The 14,997-nt window shown below is 56.1% G+C and carries 13 protein-coding genes; 12 read left to right on the top strand and 1 reads right to left on the bottom strand.

Features of this window, described 5'->3' with window-relative positions; translation table 11 throughout:
* The first annotated feature begins 452 nt into the window (after window positions 1–452).
* The 9 genes from NE562_RS02090 to NE562_RS02050 all read left to right on the top strand — a co-directional run bounded on the left by NE562_RS02090 (window position 453) and on the right by NE562_RS02050 (window position 11,308).
* Entirely contained in the window at window positions 453–2,537 is a 2,085-nt protein-coding gene (locus NE562_RS02090) for an elongation factor G (RefSeq protein WP_280960735.1), read from the top strand.
* 308 nt (window positions 2,538–2,845) lie between these two features.
* A complete protein-coding gene (locus NE562_RS02085; RefSeq protein WP_280960734.1) occupies window positions 2,846–4,048 on the top strand; it encodes an FprA family A-type flavoprotein in 1,203 nt (400 codons plus the stop codon).
* Between the two features lie 66 nt (window positions 4,049–4,114).
* Window positions 4,115–4,795: a DUF4830 domain-containing protein gene (locus NE562_RS02080; RefSeq protein WP_280960733.1), complete on the top strand. Its 681-nt coding sequence runs from the start codon at window positions 4,115–4,117 to the stop codon at window positions 4,793–4,795.
* Window positions 4,796–5,001: 206 nt separating this feature from the next.
* Window positions 5,002–5,751: a pseudouridine synthase gene (locus NE562_RS02075; RefSeq protein WP_280960732.1), complete on the top strand. Its 750-nt coding sequence runs from the start codon at window positions 5,002–5,004 to the stop codon at window positions 5,749–5,751.
* A gap of 229 nt (window positions 5,752–5,980) precedes the next feature.
* The gene (locus tag NE562_RS02070) at window positions 5,981–7,072 is read left to right on the top strand and encodes a PucR family transcriptional regulator (protein ID WP_280960731.1); all 1,092 of its coding nucleotides are present in this window, start codon (window positions 5,981–5,983) and stop codon (window positions 7,070–7,072) included.
* A 236-nt stretch (window positions 7,073–7,308) separates the two neighbouring features.
* Window positions 7,309–7,998: a cell division ATP-binding protein FtsE gene (gene ftsE / locus NE562_RS02065; protein ID WP_280960730.1), complete on the top strand. Its 690-nt coding sequence runs from the start codon at window positions 7,309–7,311 to the stop codon at window positions 7,996–7,998.
* Window positions 7,985–8,869, top strand: a complete 885-nt coding sequence (gene ftsX / locus NE562_RS02060) for a permease-like cell division protein FtsX (protein ID WP_280960729.1) — start codon at window positions 7,985–7,987, stop codon at window positions 8,867–8,869. Before ftsE ends, ftsX begins: the two co-directional genes overlap by 14 nt.
* Window positions 8,870–8,902: 33 nt before the next feature.
* Window positions 8,903–10,084, top strand: coding sequence for a murein hydrolase activator EnvC family protein (locus tag NE562_RS02055; protein ID WP_280960728.1), 1,182 nt, complete (start codon window positions 8,903–8,905; stop codon window positions 10,082–10,084).
* A gap of 66 nt (window positions 10,085–10,150) precedes the next feature.
* Window positions 10,151–11,308 carry a S41 family peptidase gene (locus NE562_RS02050; RefSeq protein WP_280960727.1) on the top strand — a complete coding sequence of 386 codons (1,158 nt, stop codon included), beginning with the start codon at window positions 10,151–10,153 and terminating at the stop codon, window positions 11,306–11,308.
* A 478-nt stretch (window positions 11,309–11,786) separates the two neighbouring features.
* Here the strand turns inward: NE562_RS02050 and NE562_RS02045 are convergent, their stop codons facing one another.
* Window positions 11,787–12,050, bottom strand: a complete 264-nt coding sequence (locus tag NE562_RS02045) for a helix-turn-helix transcriptional regulator (protein ID WP_330645827.1) — start codon at window positions 12,048–12,050, stop codon at window positions 11,787–11,789.
* Window positions 12,051–12,084: 34 nt separating this feature from the next.
* On the opposite strand from NE562_RS02045, the gene NE562_RS02040 reads away from it, so the two are divergent.
* The 3 genes from NE562_RS02040 (at window position 12,085) to lysS (ending at window position 14,895) form a co-directional block, all read left to right on the top strand.
* Window positions 12,085–12,678 (top strand): hypothetical protein, encoded by a 594-nt coding sequence (locus NE562_RS02040; protein ID WP_280960726.1) that lies wholly within the window; start codon window positions 12,085–12,087, stop codon window positions 12,676–12,678.
* Window positions 12,679–12,886: 208 nt separating this feature from the next.
* Window positions 12,887–13,360 carry a transcription elongation factor GreA gene (gene greA, locus NE562_RS02035; RefSeq protein WP_280960725.1) on the top strand — a complete coding sequence of 158 codons (474 nt, stop codon included), beginning with the start codon at window positions 12,887–12,889 and terminating at the stop codon, window positions 13,358–13,360.
* Between the two features lie 26 nt (window positions 13,361–13,386).
* Window positions 13,387–14,895 (top strand): lysine--tRNA ligase, encoded by a 1,509-nt coding sequence (gene lysS / locus NE562_RS02030; protein WP_280960724.1) that lies wholly within the window; start codon window positions 13,387–13,389, stop codon window positions 14,893–14,895.
* Window positions 14,896–14,997: the final 102 nt, after the last annotated feature.

Below are 14,997 nucleotides of genomic sequence, written 5' to 3'. Positions count from 1 at the left end.
AAACGGCTCTTTGTCAAAAAAGAAATGAAGAAAAAAGAGAATGTACGGCAACGCTTAAAACGGCATGACGGATAGGATGGAAAACACGGCAAGTGCTACCATCAGTACGGCTGCTGCGGTCGCGATATAGGCTCTGGTCATATTCCATCCCTCCAAATGTTCGTATACTATATAAACGTTTTACAAAGGCGTTTTGTGACAGAAAATTTGAAAAAAATTAAAATTCGTCGAGTTGCACAAAATGCGAAAATGGAAATTGTGTGGAATGCGCAGAGATTTTCAATAGCCCGGACGCGCGCGGGTGTTGTCCGGTTGCGTCGGACGAACCTCATAAACTTGCACAAAAAACCGCTTGCAACGACATGCAAACTCGTGTATAATAACAAACAGGGAGTTGTTCCCGAAACAAAGTGCCCGCGCATGGAGCAAGGGCAGGGGAGTGTTATAAACATATGGCCAATTATCCAGTAAATAAGATTCGCAACGTATGTCTGATGGGCCATGGCGGCGATGGCAAGACCTCGCTGATCGAAAGCCTGCTGAACATCGCTGGCGTGACCGATCGTGTCGGTAAAATCACAGATGGCAACACCGTGTGCGATTTTGATCCCGAAGAGATCAAGCGCCAGTTCACTATTTCTACCGCTGTCGCGCCGCTTGAGTGGCAGGGTTGCAAGATCAATCTGCTCGATACGCCCGGCTTCTTCGACTTTGAAAGCGAAGTAAACTGTGCGATGCGCGTGGCGGAATCCGCTCTGATCGTCGCGACCGGTAAATCCGGCCCGGGCGTCGGCACGGAAAAAGCGTGGGAGCGCGCCGAAGAACACGCTATGCCGCGTATGTTCTACATCTCCAAGATTGACGAGGAAAACTCGGATTACTATACCTCGCTGCACAAGCTGCAAAAGCAGTTTGGCGTATCCGTCGCGCCGATCGTCGTGCCTATCTTTGAAGGCAACCGCGATACCGTTGGCGTGGTCGATTGCGTCATTCGCAAGGCCTACAAGATGGATGGCAATAAGCGCGTCGAGATTCCGATCCCGGAGGATATGAAGGAGCGCATCGACCAGCACCGCGCCGCGCTTTGCGAAAACGTGGCCGAGCTGTCCGAAGAACTGATGGAGCGCTACTTCGCGGGCGAGGAATTTTCCGATGAAGAGCTGATCGCGGGCATCCGTCAGGGCGTTAAGGATCTGGTTATCGCGCCCGTGTTCTGTGGTACCGCGGCGACCGGCATCGGTTCCTATGCCATGCTCAAGGGCATTGCGGACTACATGCCCTCGCCGGATGAAAAGCCCATCGAGCTGTGCGAGGATGAAAAGGGCGAACTGATCGAGATTAACTGCACGCCCAACGGTTCCGCCTGCGCGTTCGTGTTCAAGACCGTTGCCGACCAGTACGGCCGCTTCTCCTATTTCAAGGTGATGTCGGGCGAGGTCAAGCAGGACATGGTGCTTGTCAACAAGCGGGCGGACGCGAACGAAAAAATGAGCCATATCTTTACCGTCTGCGGTAAAAAGACGACCGAAGTGCCGCTTGTCGGCTGCGGCGACATCGGCGCGGTATCCAAGCTGGTCACCACCAAGACAGGCGATACGCTTTCCATGAGCGTGCGCAAGGTAGAACTCGAGCCGATTGAGATCGCGCCGCCGTGCTACACGCGCGGTATCGTGCCCAAGGTGAAGGGCGCGGAAGAAAAGATATCCGCCGGTCTCAGCCGTCTGCACGATGAGGATCCTTCGTTTGAAACCGAATTCAACCCCGAGACCAAGCAGCACACCATTTCGGGTGCGGGCGACATCCATCTGGATGTGCTGTGCGCCAAGCTGAGAGATAAGTTCGGCGTGGATGTCGATCTGACCGAGCCGATCGTGCCTTACCGCGAGAAGATCCGCAAAAAGGTATCGGTGGAAGGCAAGCATAAGAAGCAGTCCGGCGGTCACGGCCAGTATGGCCATGTCAAGATGGACTTCGAGCCGTATACCGAGGGCGATTATCTGTTCGAGGAAAAGATTTTCGGCGGTTCCGTGCCGAAGAACTTCCACCCGGCGGTAGATAAGGGCATCCGCGAAGCGATGGAGCATGGCGTTTTGGCGGGCTATCCGCTGGTCGGCTTGCACGCCGTGCTGACCGACGGCTCGTACCACGATGTGGACTCCAACGAGCTTTCGTTCAAAATGGCGGCGCGTCTGGCCTACAAGGCGGGCATTCCGCAGGCCAGCCCGGTTCTGCTCGAGCCGATCTCCGCGATCAAGACCGTCGTTCCGGATGCTTACATGGGCGATGTGATCGGCGACCTGAACAAGCGCCGCGGCCGCATCATGGGTATGAACCCGATTGAGGGCGGCAAGCAGGAGATCGTCGCGGAAGCGCCGATGGCCGAGCTGACCGACTATGCGATCACGCTGCGTTCGATGACGCAGGGCCGCGGTTCGTTCGTATCCCAGTTCGAGCGGTACGACGAAGCGCCCCAGCCGGTTCAGGAAAAGGTCATTGCTGAGAACAAGGCGCGTCTGGAAGCACTCAATAAAGAATAACAGAAAAACCCAAAAAGGAACCGGAGAAAGCCTTCTCCGGTTCCTTTTAGCGTGTTAAAGAGCCCCTCGCGCCCCCGCCGCGTGTCGAGCAGTGGCAGGTCCAGCATGACCGGGCAGGGGCGGCCGGTTTCATGCAAGCGGCATATGAGCGGCCGCCCGTAAGGCGGAGCGGGCGCATTAAATACGGCGAATCCGTGCTTTTTTGACGAAGCGCACGGTTTGCGTGGCAGGATTTTTGTATACACTTAGAGAAAAATACGTGGTATACTGGAAGCAGACTTAGAAGTAATGGAGGTGCACACCTTAATATGTATTGCACAAGAAAAATTACGGATGATCTTCTTTATATCGGCGGCAGCGACCGCCGGCTGAACCGGTTTGAAAACCTTTTTCCAATCCCGCGCGGCGTGTCGTACAACAGCTATCTGCTGCTGGATGAAAAGACCGTACTGTTTGATACGGCGGATGAAGCCATTGGCCGCCTGTTTTTTGAAAATTTGGAGCATGGTTTGGATGGCCGCGCGCTCGATTATTTGGTCATCCACCACATGGAGCCCGATCACTGCGTGCTGCTGGGCGAAACGCTGCGCCGCTGGCCGGATGTCAAGCTGGTTTGCAGCGCCAAAGCCCTGTCCATGATCGGCCAGTTTTTCCCGCTCAACGTGAGCGACCGTACGCTCGTCGTCGCCGAGGGGGACAAGCTCTCCACCGGCCGCCACACGCTGCATTTTCTCATGGCGCCCATGGTGCACTGGCCCGAGGTCATGGTCACTTACGACGAGCTGGGCAAGACCCTGTTCTCCGCCGACGCTTTCGGCACGTTCGGCGCGCTGGCCGGCAATTTGTTTGACGATGAGATCACCTTTGACCAGAACTGGATGACCGACGCCCGCCGTTATTACGCCAACATTGTGGGAAAATACGGCGCGCAGGTGCAGACGGTGCTGAAAAAGGCCGCGCTGCTCGATATCCAGTTCCTTTGCCCGCTGCACGGGCCGGTCTGGCGCGCGCATCCGGAGGTGCTGGTGGAGAAATACCAGAAATGGAGCACCTACGAACCGGAAGATAAAGCGGTGCTCATCCTTTACGCCACCATGTACGGCAATACCGAAAACGCCGCCTCCGTCCTTGCGGGCGAACTGGCCGAAGCGGGCGTGCATGATATCAAGATGTACGATGTATCGGATGCCGATCTGTCCGACCTGATCGCCGAAATCTTCCGGTGCAGTCATCTTGTCTTTGCCGCGCCGACGTATAATGGCAATCTGCATCCCAAAATGGAAGCGCTGATGAGCGATATGAAGGCGCTGAACGTGCAGAACCGCACGGTGGCCCTGATCGATAACGGCACTTGGGCGCCCGTGGCGGCCAAGCACATGGCCGCGCGCCTTGCAGAAATGAAAGCCATGAACGTGATGGAGAACCCGGTCTCGCTCAGGTCCTCGCTGACCGAGGTGCAGCGCGAAAGCCTGCACGCGCTCGCGCAGGCGTTTGCCGCGGAGCTTGTTTAACTTTTTTGTTCTGACCCGTCCGCCCGCCGCATAGGATAGACCATGTTAGCGGCAGGAGGGACGAAAATGATCGTTTACGCAACTAAGGTATCGGTAAAAAAGGCGATTGCGGGCGTTTTAGTGGTCGGTGCGGTCGTGTGGGGCGTATCGGCGCTTGTGCCCGACGCGGCGGAACCGGCCAGCGCGGAGGCTACGGCGGCCGAGGGGATGGACGCCAAACTAAAGAACAATGAGCAGCGCGTCGCGCTTCTAAACAGCTTCGGCTGGAAGGTCGAACCGGAGCCGCGCAGCGAGCGCGAGGTGCAGGTGCCCAAGACCTTCGATGAAACATACGAGGCCTACAACGCCATTCAGCTCGCGCAGGGCCTCGATCTTACGCCCTATCAGGGCAAACGCGCCACGCTTTACACCTATGAACTGACCGAATATCCCAGCGGGGCGGAGGGCGTGACCGCCAATTTGCTTATCCGCAAAAACAAGCTGATCGCGGCCGATATCAGCGCCGCCGAGGCGGACGGCTTTGTGCACGGAATCACCGGCATGCCGGAGGAAAAGACGGCCGCGCCGCAGACCGGCCAGCCCCAGCAGGACGGCCAGACCCCGCCGGAGGAAGGCGCGGAAACGCCTTCTGAGGGCACGGCGGCGCCCGACGCGACTCCATCAGAGGACGCGGCCGCCCCATCCGACAGTGCGGAGACCCCGCCGGCGGACGCCAGCGATACGCCAGAAAGCGCGCCAAGCGAGTAATATGACACCCAAAGCCCGCCGCAGCAGAGTCTGCGGCGGGCTGTTTTTATGCAAATGTATACGCCGATTCGCACAAAAAATGGCTGTTGGTTTCTCTGTTTCGCACGGTTGCCTGATAGAAATACACTTTTTTTACGATTGTCTATTGTGCAAATTGCGAAAAAGTGTTATGCTATTTGCAGTAATCGATGGTCGGGAGGCACAAAATGCCCGGAATGCGTTTGGATAAAATTCTCACACATCTCAACTGCGGCAGCAGGCGCGAGGTCGCCGCGTGGGTCCGCGCGGGCCGTGTGACAGTGGACGGACAAACCGTACGCGATCCCGCGTATAAGGCCGATCCCGATCTTGCCGCGCTCACGCTGGACGGCAGGGCGCTTTGTTACCGCGCTCAGCGGTATTATATGCTCAATAAACCCGCCGGCGTCATAACCGCCAACAGGGACGGCCGCCATCAAACGGTGATGGAGCTGTTTCCCGAGAACGAGCGCAAGGGCCTGTTTGCGATCGGCCGGCTGGATAAGGACACGGAAGGGCTGCTTTTGATCACGGACGACGGCGCTTTGAGCCACGCGCTCATGGCCCCGGGCCGCCATGTGCAAAAGCTGTACGAAGCCGTGTGCGACGGTGAGCTCGCGCCGGACGCCGAAGCCCGTTTTCGCGAGGGGCTGACGCTGGGGGACGGCACGGTATGCCGCCCCGCCGCGTTGGAGATCGTGCGCGACGCGCCCGCGCTCACCGTGCGCGTCACCTTGTGTGAGGGCAAGTACCATCAAGTGAAACGCATGCTCAAAGCCGTGGGGGCGGAGGTGAACGCGCTCAAGCGGCTGTCGATCGGCGCGCTGGGGCTGGACACGTCGCTCGCGCCCGGCGCATACCGTCCGCTGACGGAGGCTGAAATCGCGCTTTTGCGCCCTTCGGAGGGGCTTGCCGCGGCGACCTCAACAAAAAAATAAAATTTCTACAAAGAATTTTTAAAAAATTTGTACAAAACTATTGACGGTTGTGATATAATTACTTAAAATGCACAGGGATGCCGTCTTATTCTTGTGAACAATGATGGTTCCTCATAACCGTTTAAACGAGCACGCATATGACAGCGCACAAAGAAGAGACCTTCAGATGAGGGGCGCGTTCGGCGCAGGAGAAGAAGAGGGTAAACGACAGTCGGGAAAGGTGATGGAAATGGCTTCGAGATTGTTCCAGTCGATCATTTTGCAGATGAAGGATACGGTGGATCGCACCATTGGCATCGTGGATGCTTCAGGAGCGGTCATCGCATGCACCGATCTGCCTCGTATCGGTGAGATGCGCGAGGAAGCGGTCACCGAGCTTGGCTTTGCCGGAGAGTTGGTGCGCTTTGGCGGATATACTTACCACACCACGGGGGACAGGACCTCCCGCATGGAGTACGCCGTGTTTGTACAGGGCGAAGATGAGCTTGCCCGCAGCATTTGTTCGCTGGTGGCAGTCGCGATCAACAACGTCAAGACGCTTTACGATGAAAAGCACGACAAGGCGACTTTTGTAAAAAACATTATTCTGGATAATATCCTGCCCGGCGATATCTACATCAAGTCCCGCGAACTGCACTTTGGGAACGATGTGCCGCGCGTGGTATTCCTGATCCGCCAGCAGGCCCCGGCGGACGTCGCCGCCATCGACGTGGTGACCAGCCTGTTTCCGGACAAGCAGCGCGATTTTGTGCTGCATATTTCGGAGAGCGATATCGTCGTCGTTCGCGAGGTCAAGGCCGGCTGTGATTTGAAGGAGCTGACCAAGTCCGCCGCGGCGATCGAAGAGGCGCTCGAAACCGAGCTTTCGGTCAAGAGCCTGATTGGCATCGGTTCGATCTCGTCCCAGATGAAGGACATCGCCCGCTCCTTTAAGGAAGCGCAGACCGCGATTGAGGTTGGCGGCGTGTTCGATACGGAAAAGAGTATCATCAGCTTTGAAAACCTCGGCATTGGCCGACTGATCTATCAGCTTCCGATCACGCTGTGCGAAATGTTCTTGACCGAGGTGTTCAAAAAAGGCTCTATCGATTCGCTCGATCAGGAAACGCTCTTTACCATTCAAAAGTTTTTTGAGAACAACCTGAACGTGTCCGAGACTTCGCGCAAGTTGTTCGTGCACCGCAACACGCTGGTGTACCGTCTGGAAAAGATCAAGAAGCTCACCGGTCTCGATCTGCGCGAGTTCGACCACGCGATCGTATTTAAGGTCGCGCTCATGGTACGCAAGTATCTGGCGAGCCGCGAGGAGAACAACCGGTAAAAGCGTTTTATCAAAATACAGAGTTTCGACCGGGGATGCGGAATCGGCGCGGAAGAATTGCCGGTGTTACCAAAAATCCATGAAATCTTCACAAAAAAACCGTCTTATGCGGGGTTTTGACAGGAATTGTCGACTTGCGCGTTTGGGGAATATCTGTTACAATAGACAGAGGCGCGCATACGCACGCGCCTTTGTCTTTTTTTGTAAAAAGAACAGAAATCCGGGGAGGACTACCTGTGATACGAATGACAGACGCCACCATGGTGTACGACAATGGCACGCGCGCTGTGAACAAAGTGAGCCTGCACATTGAAGCGGGTGAATTTGTCTTTTTGGTCGGCGCGTCCGGTTCGGGCAAAACGACCATGATAAAGCTTTTGACCGGCGAGGTGCGGCCCACCGAAGGGCGGGTACTGGTCAATAACTACAACATTGGGGAAATGAAAAAACGGCAGATTCCTTACCTGCGGCGCACGCTTGGCGTGGTGTTTCAGGATTTTCGCCTGATCGTGAATAAGACGGTCTATGAAAACGTCGCCTTTGCGATGCGGACGATCGGCGCCAAAAGCCGCGCGATCAAAGAACGCGTGCCGTATGTGCTCGATCTGGTCGGCCTTGCGGAAAAGGCCGGTGAAAAGCCGATGAACCTTTCGGGCGGCGAGCAGCAGCGTGTCGCGGTGGCCCGCGCGCTGGTCAATAATCCGCGCCTGATCATTGCGGACGAACCGACCGGCAACCTTGATCCCGCCCGCTCCCTCGAACTGATGACGCTGTTCGAGAAGATCAACGAATTGGGCACGACCGTGCTGATCGTCACGCACGAAAAGGGGCTTGTGGACGAGTTTGAAAAGCGCGTCGTCGTGATCGATCAGGGCGAAATCATCAGCGACCAGACAGGTGGGTACTATAATTATGAGAAGCTTTAGTTATTACTGGAAGGAAGGCTTTCGCAACATTTTTTCGCACGGCTTTATGTCCATCGCCGCTGTGATCATTATGCTGGCCTGTCTCCTTCTTACCGGGACCGTGACGCTGATCGCGCTCAATATCGACCTGAACATCGTCGATTTGCAAAAGCAAAGCGAGATCGTCGTTTTCATTGACGACAGCCTCGATACCCGCGCCGCCAAAAGCCTTGGCCGCGATTTTAAGGATATTGAGAACGTCGCGACCATAGAATTCGTAGACCGCGATCAGGCGCTTGCCAACTACCGCATCGATATGGGCGAGGATTCCGATATTCTCGATATTTACGATTCGAGCAACAACCCGCTGCGCAACTCCTTTGTTTTGACCTTTAAGGACGCCAGCATCGCCAGCCAGACGATCGCCGAGATCGAAGCCGTGGAAGGCGTGGCCCGCGTTCGCGCGGATGCTTCCGCCATTGCTAAGCTGGTGCAGATTCAGCGCGTGTTCAACATTGTCGCGTTGGCCATGGTCGTGGCGTTGGCGCTCATTTCGATCTTTATCATCTCCAACACCGTAAAGCTGGCCATGTTTGCCCGCCGCGAGGAGATCTCCATTCAGAAGATGGTCGGCGCGACCAACTGGTTCATCCGCTGGCCCTTTGTGATCGAGGGAATGGTGCTTGGCCTGTTCGCCGGTGTTTTGGCTTTCTTTGCCGAGTGGGGCGTGTATACCGAAATGCAAAATGTTGTTTCCGGCGTCATACCGCTGCTCGATCTTGTTCCGTTTGACCACCTGCGGTATCTGGTGCTCGGCGTGTTCGCGGGAGCGGGCGTGCTGTTCGGCATCGGCGGCTCGGTCACGAGCATCCGCAAGTTTATGAATGTCTGATTCCCGATTGAGCAAAGGAGCGATGTGATTTCTATGATGAGCAAAAAGACCATTCGTATGATCTCCGGTGCGATCGCCGCGATCCTTGTGATCGTCATGGTGGTTTCCGTGGTCGTTTCCGGTCTGGTCCCTCTGGCGGGGGCGGCGGACGCGGATGAATTAAAGGATAAGCTATCCACCTTGGAGGAACAGAAATCCGCTATTAAAGCGGAACTGGCTTCTCTAGGCGATCAGGTGAGCGATATCGAGGCCGCGCGAAAAGCGCTTAATAGCGAGATCGAGCTGACCAAGCAGGAAATCGCCACGGTTGAGGATTACATAAGCCGCCTGCAAACCCAGATCGATGTAAAAACCAGCGAGTTGACGGTTGCGGAAGAGCAGTTGCAGGTCAAGAAGGATCAGCTCGACGAGTGCGTGCGCGAGACCTATGAGCAGGGCGACACTTCCTATCTGGAAGTTGTCCTCAACTCCAAAAGCCTTACGGATATGCTTTCCCGCATCGAGGTCGTCACCCAGCTGATCGACCATAACAAGAAGGTGGTCGAGGAGTTCCGCGCCGCTAAGGAAGACATTGAAAAGAAGCGCGACGAATTGCAGACCACGCAGGATGAACAGAAAAACTATCAGGAAAACCTGAGCTACAAGGCGGATGAGCTTGCGGCGAACGAAAAGCAGCAGGCCGCCTTGCAGGAAAGTCTGGAAGCCTATAAATCCGAGCAGGAAGCCGAGTATGACCGCATCGCCAGTGAAATGGCGTCCGTCAGCAGCGAAATCGCGGCGATGAGCCGCCAGTCCGCGGCGGCGGGCGGCATCCCGTATTCCGGCACCTTTGTTTGGCCCACGCCGAGCTGCACCTCCAATTCCTCGGCGTACGGCTGGCGTATCCACCCGATCTTCGGCACCCGTAAGTTCCACGCGGGCGAGGATATCCCGGCGGGCTACGGCGCGGAGATCTTGGCGGCGGCCTCCGGTACCGTCACCACCGCGGGCTGGGTTTCCGGCTATGGCAACTATACGGTCATCGACCACGGCGGCGGCGTTATGACGGCTTACGGCCACCAGTCCAGTCAGGTCGTTTCGGTGGGCCAGTATGTCGAGCAGGGACAGGTAATCGGCTATGTCGGTTCTACCGGCAACTCCACCGGCCCGCACCTTCACTTCGAGGTGTACGTCAACGGTCAGACCACCGACCCGAAGAGCTACTTTACATTTTAATTGATCAACATCTGGGGGGAGAGCACAAAACGCTCTCCCCCTGTTTTTGAGGAAAGGCGAATTTAAATGAGGGAAAAGCGAGTTTCTGTTTTAACGGCTTGCGTGATGTGCCTGATGGCGCTCGCGGTAGGCGTGGCGGGCAGCTATGCGGCGTTTGCATGGCCCAACCGGGCGGTGCAAAGCAAGCTGCATGAAATAGACGATATTACAAACCGTGTGTTCGTGGGAGATATCGACCAAGAAAAGCTGGCCGATTACGCGGCGACCGGCTATGTCGCAGGGCTGGAGGATAAATGGTCCTATTACATGACGGCGGAGGAATACGAGGAATACAGCCTGTCGAGCGAGGGGAAGACCTGCGGCATCGGCGTTTCCGTTGTTTCGAGCGATAAGGAGATCCGCGTGAGCGAGGTTTACGACGATTCGCCGGCAGAAAAGGCGGGCGTCGAAAAGGGTGACTATATCTTGGGCGCGGACGACAAAACCACCGAAAAGGACGGGGCGAGCGAAGTGATCAGCGCCGTCGCGGGCGAAGAGGGGACCGAGGTATCCGTGACCATCCGCAAGGGCGAGACCGGCGAGCAAAAAACGCTTGCGATGACGCGCGCCATGGTGGTGCAGCGCATCTCTTGGGGTGAAATGCTGGAGGATCAGATCGGGTACTTACGCATCGCAAGCTTTCATGCGGGCGCCGCCGAGCAGTTCAAGGCGGCGTTGGACGGCCTGATCGAGCAGGGCGCGCGGGCGCTCATCATCGATGTGCGGCGCAACGGCGGCGGCCGGGTCACCGAGTTGAGCGAAGCGCTCGACCCGCTTCTGCCCGAGGGCACGGTCATGACGCTGCGCACGCGCGAGGGCAAGGAGACCGTTTATTCGTCGGACGCGGAGATGATCGACCTGCCGATCGCGGTGCTGATCGATGAACGTTCCATCTCCGCCGGCGAGTTTTTCCCGGCTGCCTTGCAGGAATATGGCCGCGCGACGCTGATTGGCACGCATACGACGGGCAAGGGCCGCGCGCAGCAGACGTTCAAGCTGTCCGACGGCTCGGCGGTCAACCTGTCGGAGGAGGAGTATTTCACACCCAAGGGCGTGAGCCTTGCGGGCAAGGGAATCGCGCCCGATATTGAGGTGAATCTAACCGAAGAGCAACGGAAGAACTTTTACTTTTTGGAGCCCGAGGAGGACCCGCAGCTGCAAAAGGCGATAGAAGTATTAAAGTAGCGTTGGCGGTTCGCCGCGCTCGTGACCAAAGGAACGGCGTGGTGGGGTCACCACGCCCTACAAAAAAGTAGGGCCGAGTGACCCTATCAATGTCATTTAATTAAGGGAAACTCATAGAAAAAAACAAGGGATTCACCGAGCTAGTAGGGCGCGACGCCCTCGGCGCGCCGTCTCGAAGGGACGTAACACTTGCTGAGAAACCATGTCCCTTCGCTCGGCCGTACCAGCCTGTTTGATGCTCTCACTTATCCCGGTGCTTCGCTCTCGGCGCGCCGAGGGCGTCGCGCCCTACTTTTTCTGTGTTTGCGTTACCTTTTTGTCTCGCCTGACCTTATCTTAATGATATTGGTGATCTCATCCGGCCGCGCATTTTTGATATACCGTCCAAAAACCGCTTGTGCCTTGGTCGATAACAGACCGGGCAACAAGCGGCTTTTTTGTTTGAATAAAATACGCAAGGAAGTTTATACTGATACAATTAATCGGTTCGTCCAAGAAGATAGTCGATCGACACATTAAAATAGTTTGCGAGATCAAAAAGAACCTGATTGGGAATGTTGCGACGTCCACTTTCATAATTGCAATAAGTAGACCGTGGAATGCCAATCGCTTTGGCAACATCCTCTTGGTTTAAATCCTTGTCTTCGCGCACATCCTTTATACGAAGTCTCACATAAATCACCTCAAGCAAAGTATAATGTGCCAAAATGAAACACTTGATATTTGTCCCAAAATGACACATAATATACCTATAAACAAAAAGGAGATTTGATGCTATGAGCATTCTGTCATATGCGATCAAGGCGCTCGCGCCGGACGAGCACGCGGACTTTGACGGGATAACGGAAGAGCTGAACCGGTATCTGAAGGACTTTGGACAGGGCTATCAGCAGGCGCTGGAGGAAAACAGAAAGCTGATGGATCGTGTTTACGAAGGCTTTGACATCGCCGCCTGTAACGCGCTGACCGAGGAAATGTACGACATTTGGATCTATTTAGACGCGCTGCGCGGTTATTTTGTCGCCTATGGACAGGCGCACGCCATGCTGGTGTTTCTGGGCAAGGCGGAGGGCGCGCCGGACCTCAAGCAGGCGGAGGCTGAGTTTGCGCATTATTGCGGGCGGGCGTATGTGCAGCAGCTCAGATTGACGGCGGAAGCGCATAAAGCGGCGGTCGAGCGGCGGCTCGCGGACGAGGAAAAGGTCAATCAATTCCGCGCGTACTGCACGCGGCAGGAGGCGATCGACCGCTCGGTGCGCGAAATTTATATGCTGGGCGGCTATGAGCTGCAACGGGCGCGCTGGCCGGGCGACGACCGGGAGGATACGCTGCCGGAGGCTATGCGGCGCTACCGGCTGGAAGAAAAATAGCAATCGACACGGGCGACGGGGGAATACCGCCGCCCTTTTTTTGCGCATGGGCGAATAAAGCACAAAAAGCGCGCATAAGCTGGCGTGGATATGGCAAATTAGGCAAAAAAATTGATCGTCGCTTGACATTGCTGTTTTCCTTACATATAATAGTGAGTATTGTACGGCTCCAGTTGGGCCGATTCCGTAGAATGAGAAGGTTTCGATTATGGCAAAAGAATTTAAGATGACACAGGAAAGTCTGGATAAACTGAGCGACGAACTGGAATATTTAAAAACTGTACGCGAAAAAGAAGTCGCGGAACAGATCAAGGAAGCCCGCTCCTTCGGTGACCTTTCGGAGAACTCGGAGTACGACGAAGCGAAAAACGAACAGGGCAAGGTTTTCTCTCGTATCGCGGAGCTTGAGAATATTGTCTCGCACGCGGTCATTATTAATGAAGATATGTACTCGGCGGACGAGGTATCGCCCGGCTGCCGCTTTGTCGTAAAGGATATGGAGTTCGGCGAGGAAGAGGAGTACCACTTCGTCGGCTCGCAGGAAGCCGATCCCATGGAAGGCAAGATTTCCGACGAATCCCCCTTTGGCAAGGCCATGCTGGGCAAAAAGGTGGGCAAGATCGTAGAGGTGGAAGCGCCCTCCGGCACGGTCAAGTACAAGATCCTCGAAATCAAGAAGTAATCGATATTTAAAGATAGGTGAAAGATATGGCAGTTGAGCAAAACCCGCAGGCGGCAGAACCGACCGCCGAAGAGCTGCACGAGCTTGCGCGCATTCGCCGCGAAAAGCTCGCCGAGCTCCAGCAGGCCGGGGCCGACCCGTTCCAGCAGGTGCGATTTGAGCGCACCCACCACACAAACGAGATACACGAAAACTTTGACGCGCTCGAAGGGCAGACCGTTCGCCTCGCGGGCCGCATGATGTCGAAGCGCATCATGGGCAAGGCGTCCTTTTCCGACCTTTCCGACCGCCGCGGCCGGTTGCAGCTTTATATCAAGCGCGACAACATCGGCGAAGAGGAGTATAAGGGCTACAAAAAGCTGGACATCGGCGATCTGATCGGCGTCTCCGGCGAGGTTTTTCGCACCCAGAAGGGCGAGATCTCCGTTGCCGTGCAGGAGCTGACGCTGCTCTCCAAGAACCTTTTGCCCCTGCCCGAAAAGTGGCACGGCCTGAAGGATACCGATATGCGCTACCGCCAGCGCTATGTTGACCTGATCGTCAACCCGGAGGTGCGCGATACCTTTGAAAAGCGCTCCGCTATTGTGCGCGAAATTCGCCGCTTTATGGATGGCCGCGGCTTTATGGAGGTCGAGACTCCGTGCCTGAACACCATCCCCGGCGGCGCGGCGGCCCGTCCGTTCATCACGCACCATAACGCGCTCGATATCGATATGTACATGCGCATCGCGACCGAGCTGCACCTCAAGCGCCTGATCGTGGGCGGCTTGGAGCAGGTGTACGAGATCGGCCGTATCTTCCGCAACGAAGGCATGGATACCAAGCACAATCCGGAGTTTACCACCATTGAGCTTTATCAGGCCTATACCGATTATAACGGCATGATGGACATCACCGAGGATATGATCGTGCACGTGTGCAACGCGGTGCTGGGCAAAACCAAGGTGACCTATCAGGGCGCGGAGATCGACTTTGCCAAGGGCTGGAAGCGCCAGACCATGGCGGACGCGGTCAAGGAGTACGCCGGGATCGATTTTATGAATATAAACGGCGAGGAAGCCCTGCGCCAAGTAAAGGCCAAGGGCGTGGAAACCGAAAAGGGCAAGGAGAGCTGGGGCGACCTGCTCGCGTTGTGCTTTGAGGAATTTGTCGAAGAAAAGCTCACCCAACCCACTTTCATCATCGATTACCCGGTCGAGGTATCGCCGCTGGCCAAGCGCATGGCGTCCGATCCCCGCCTGACCGAGCGGTTCGAGCTGTTTGTGTTCGGCCGCGAGCTGGCCAACGCCTTCTCCGAGCTGAACGACCCGATCGACCAGCGCGGACGCTTTGAGCGTCAGGTCGCGCTGCGCGCTGCGGGCGACGACGAAGCCAATATGATGGACGACGATTTTGTCACCGCGCTGGAATACGGCATGCCCCCCACGGGCGGCATGGGTATGGGCATCGACCGTCTGGTCATGTTCCTGACCGATTCGGCCTCCATCCGCGACGTTTTATTGTTCCCGACCATGAAACCGCTGGGCGCGGACTAAACCGCACATAAAGCCTGAACGGGTGCCGTTCAGGCTTTCGGCATTTCGTATTTCTTTTCGAGGGGAGAGGTTTTACTACGTTTTCCCATACGTTAGGGCGTG

The sequence above is a fragment of the Butyricicoccus faecihominis genome (genome assembly GCF_024462775.1).
Lineage (GTDB): Bacteria > Bacillota > Clostridia > Oscillospirales > Butyricicoccaceae > Agathobaculum > Agathobaculum faecihominis_A.
The sequence above is the reverse complement of the archived record's forward strand: the minus strand, read 5'-3'. Positions and strand labels throughout refer to the sequence as shown.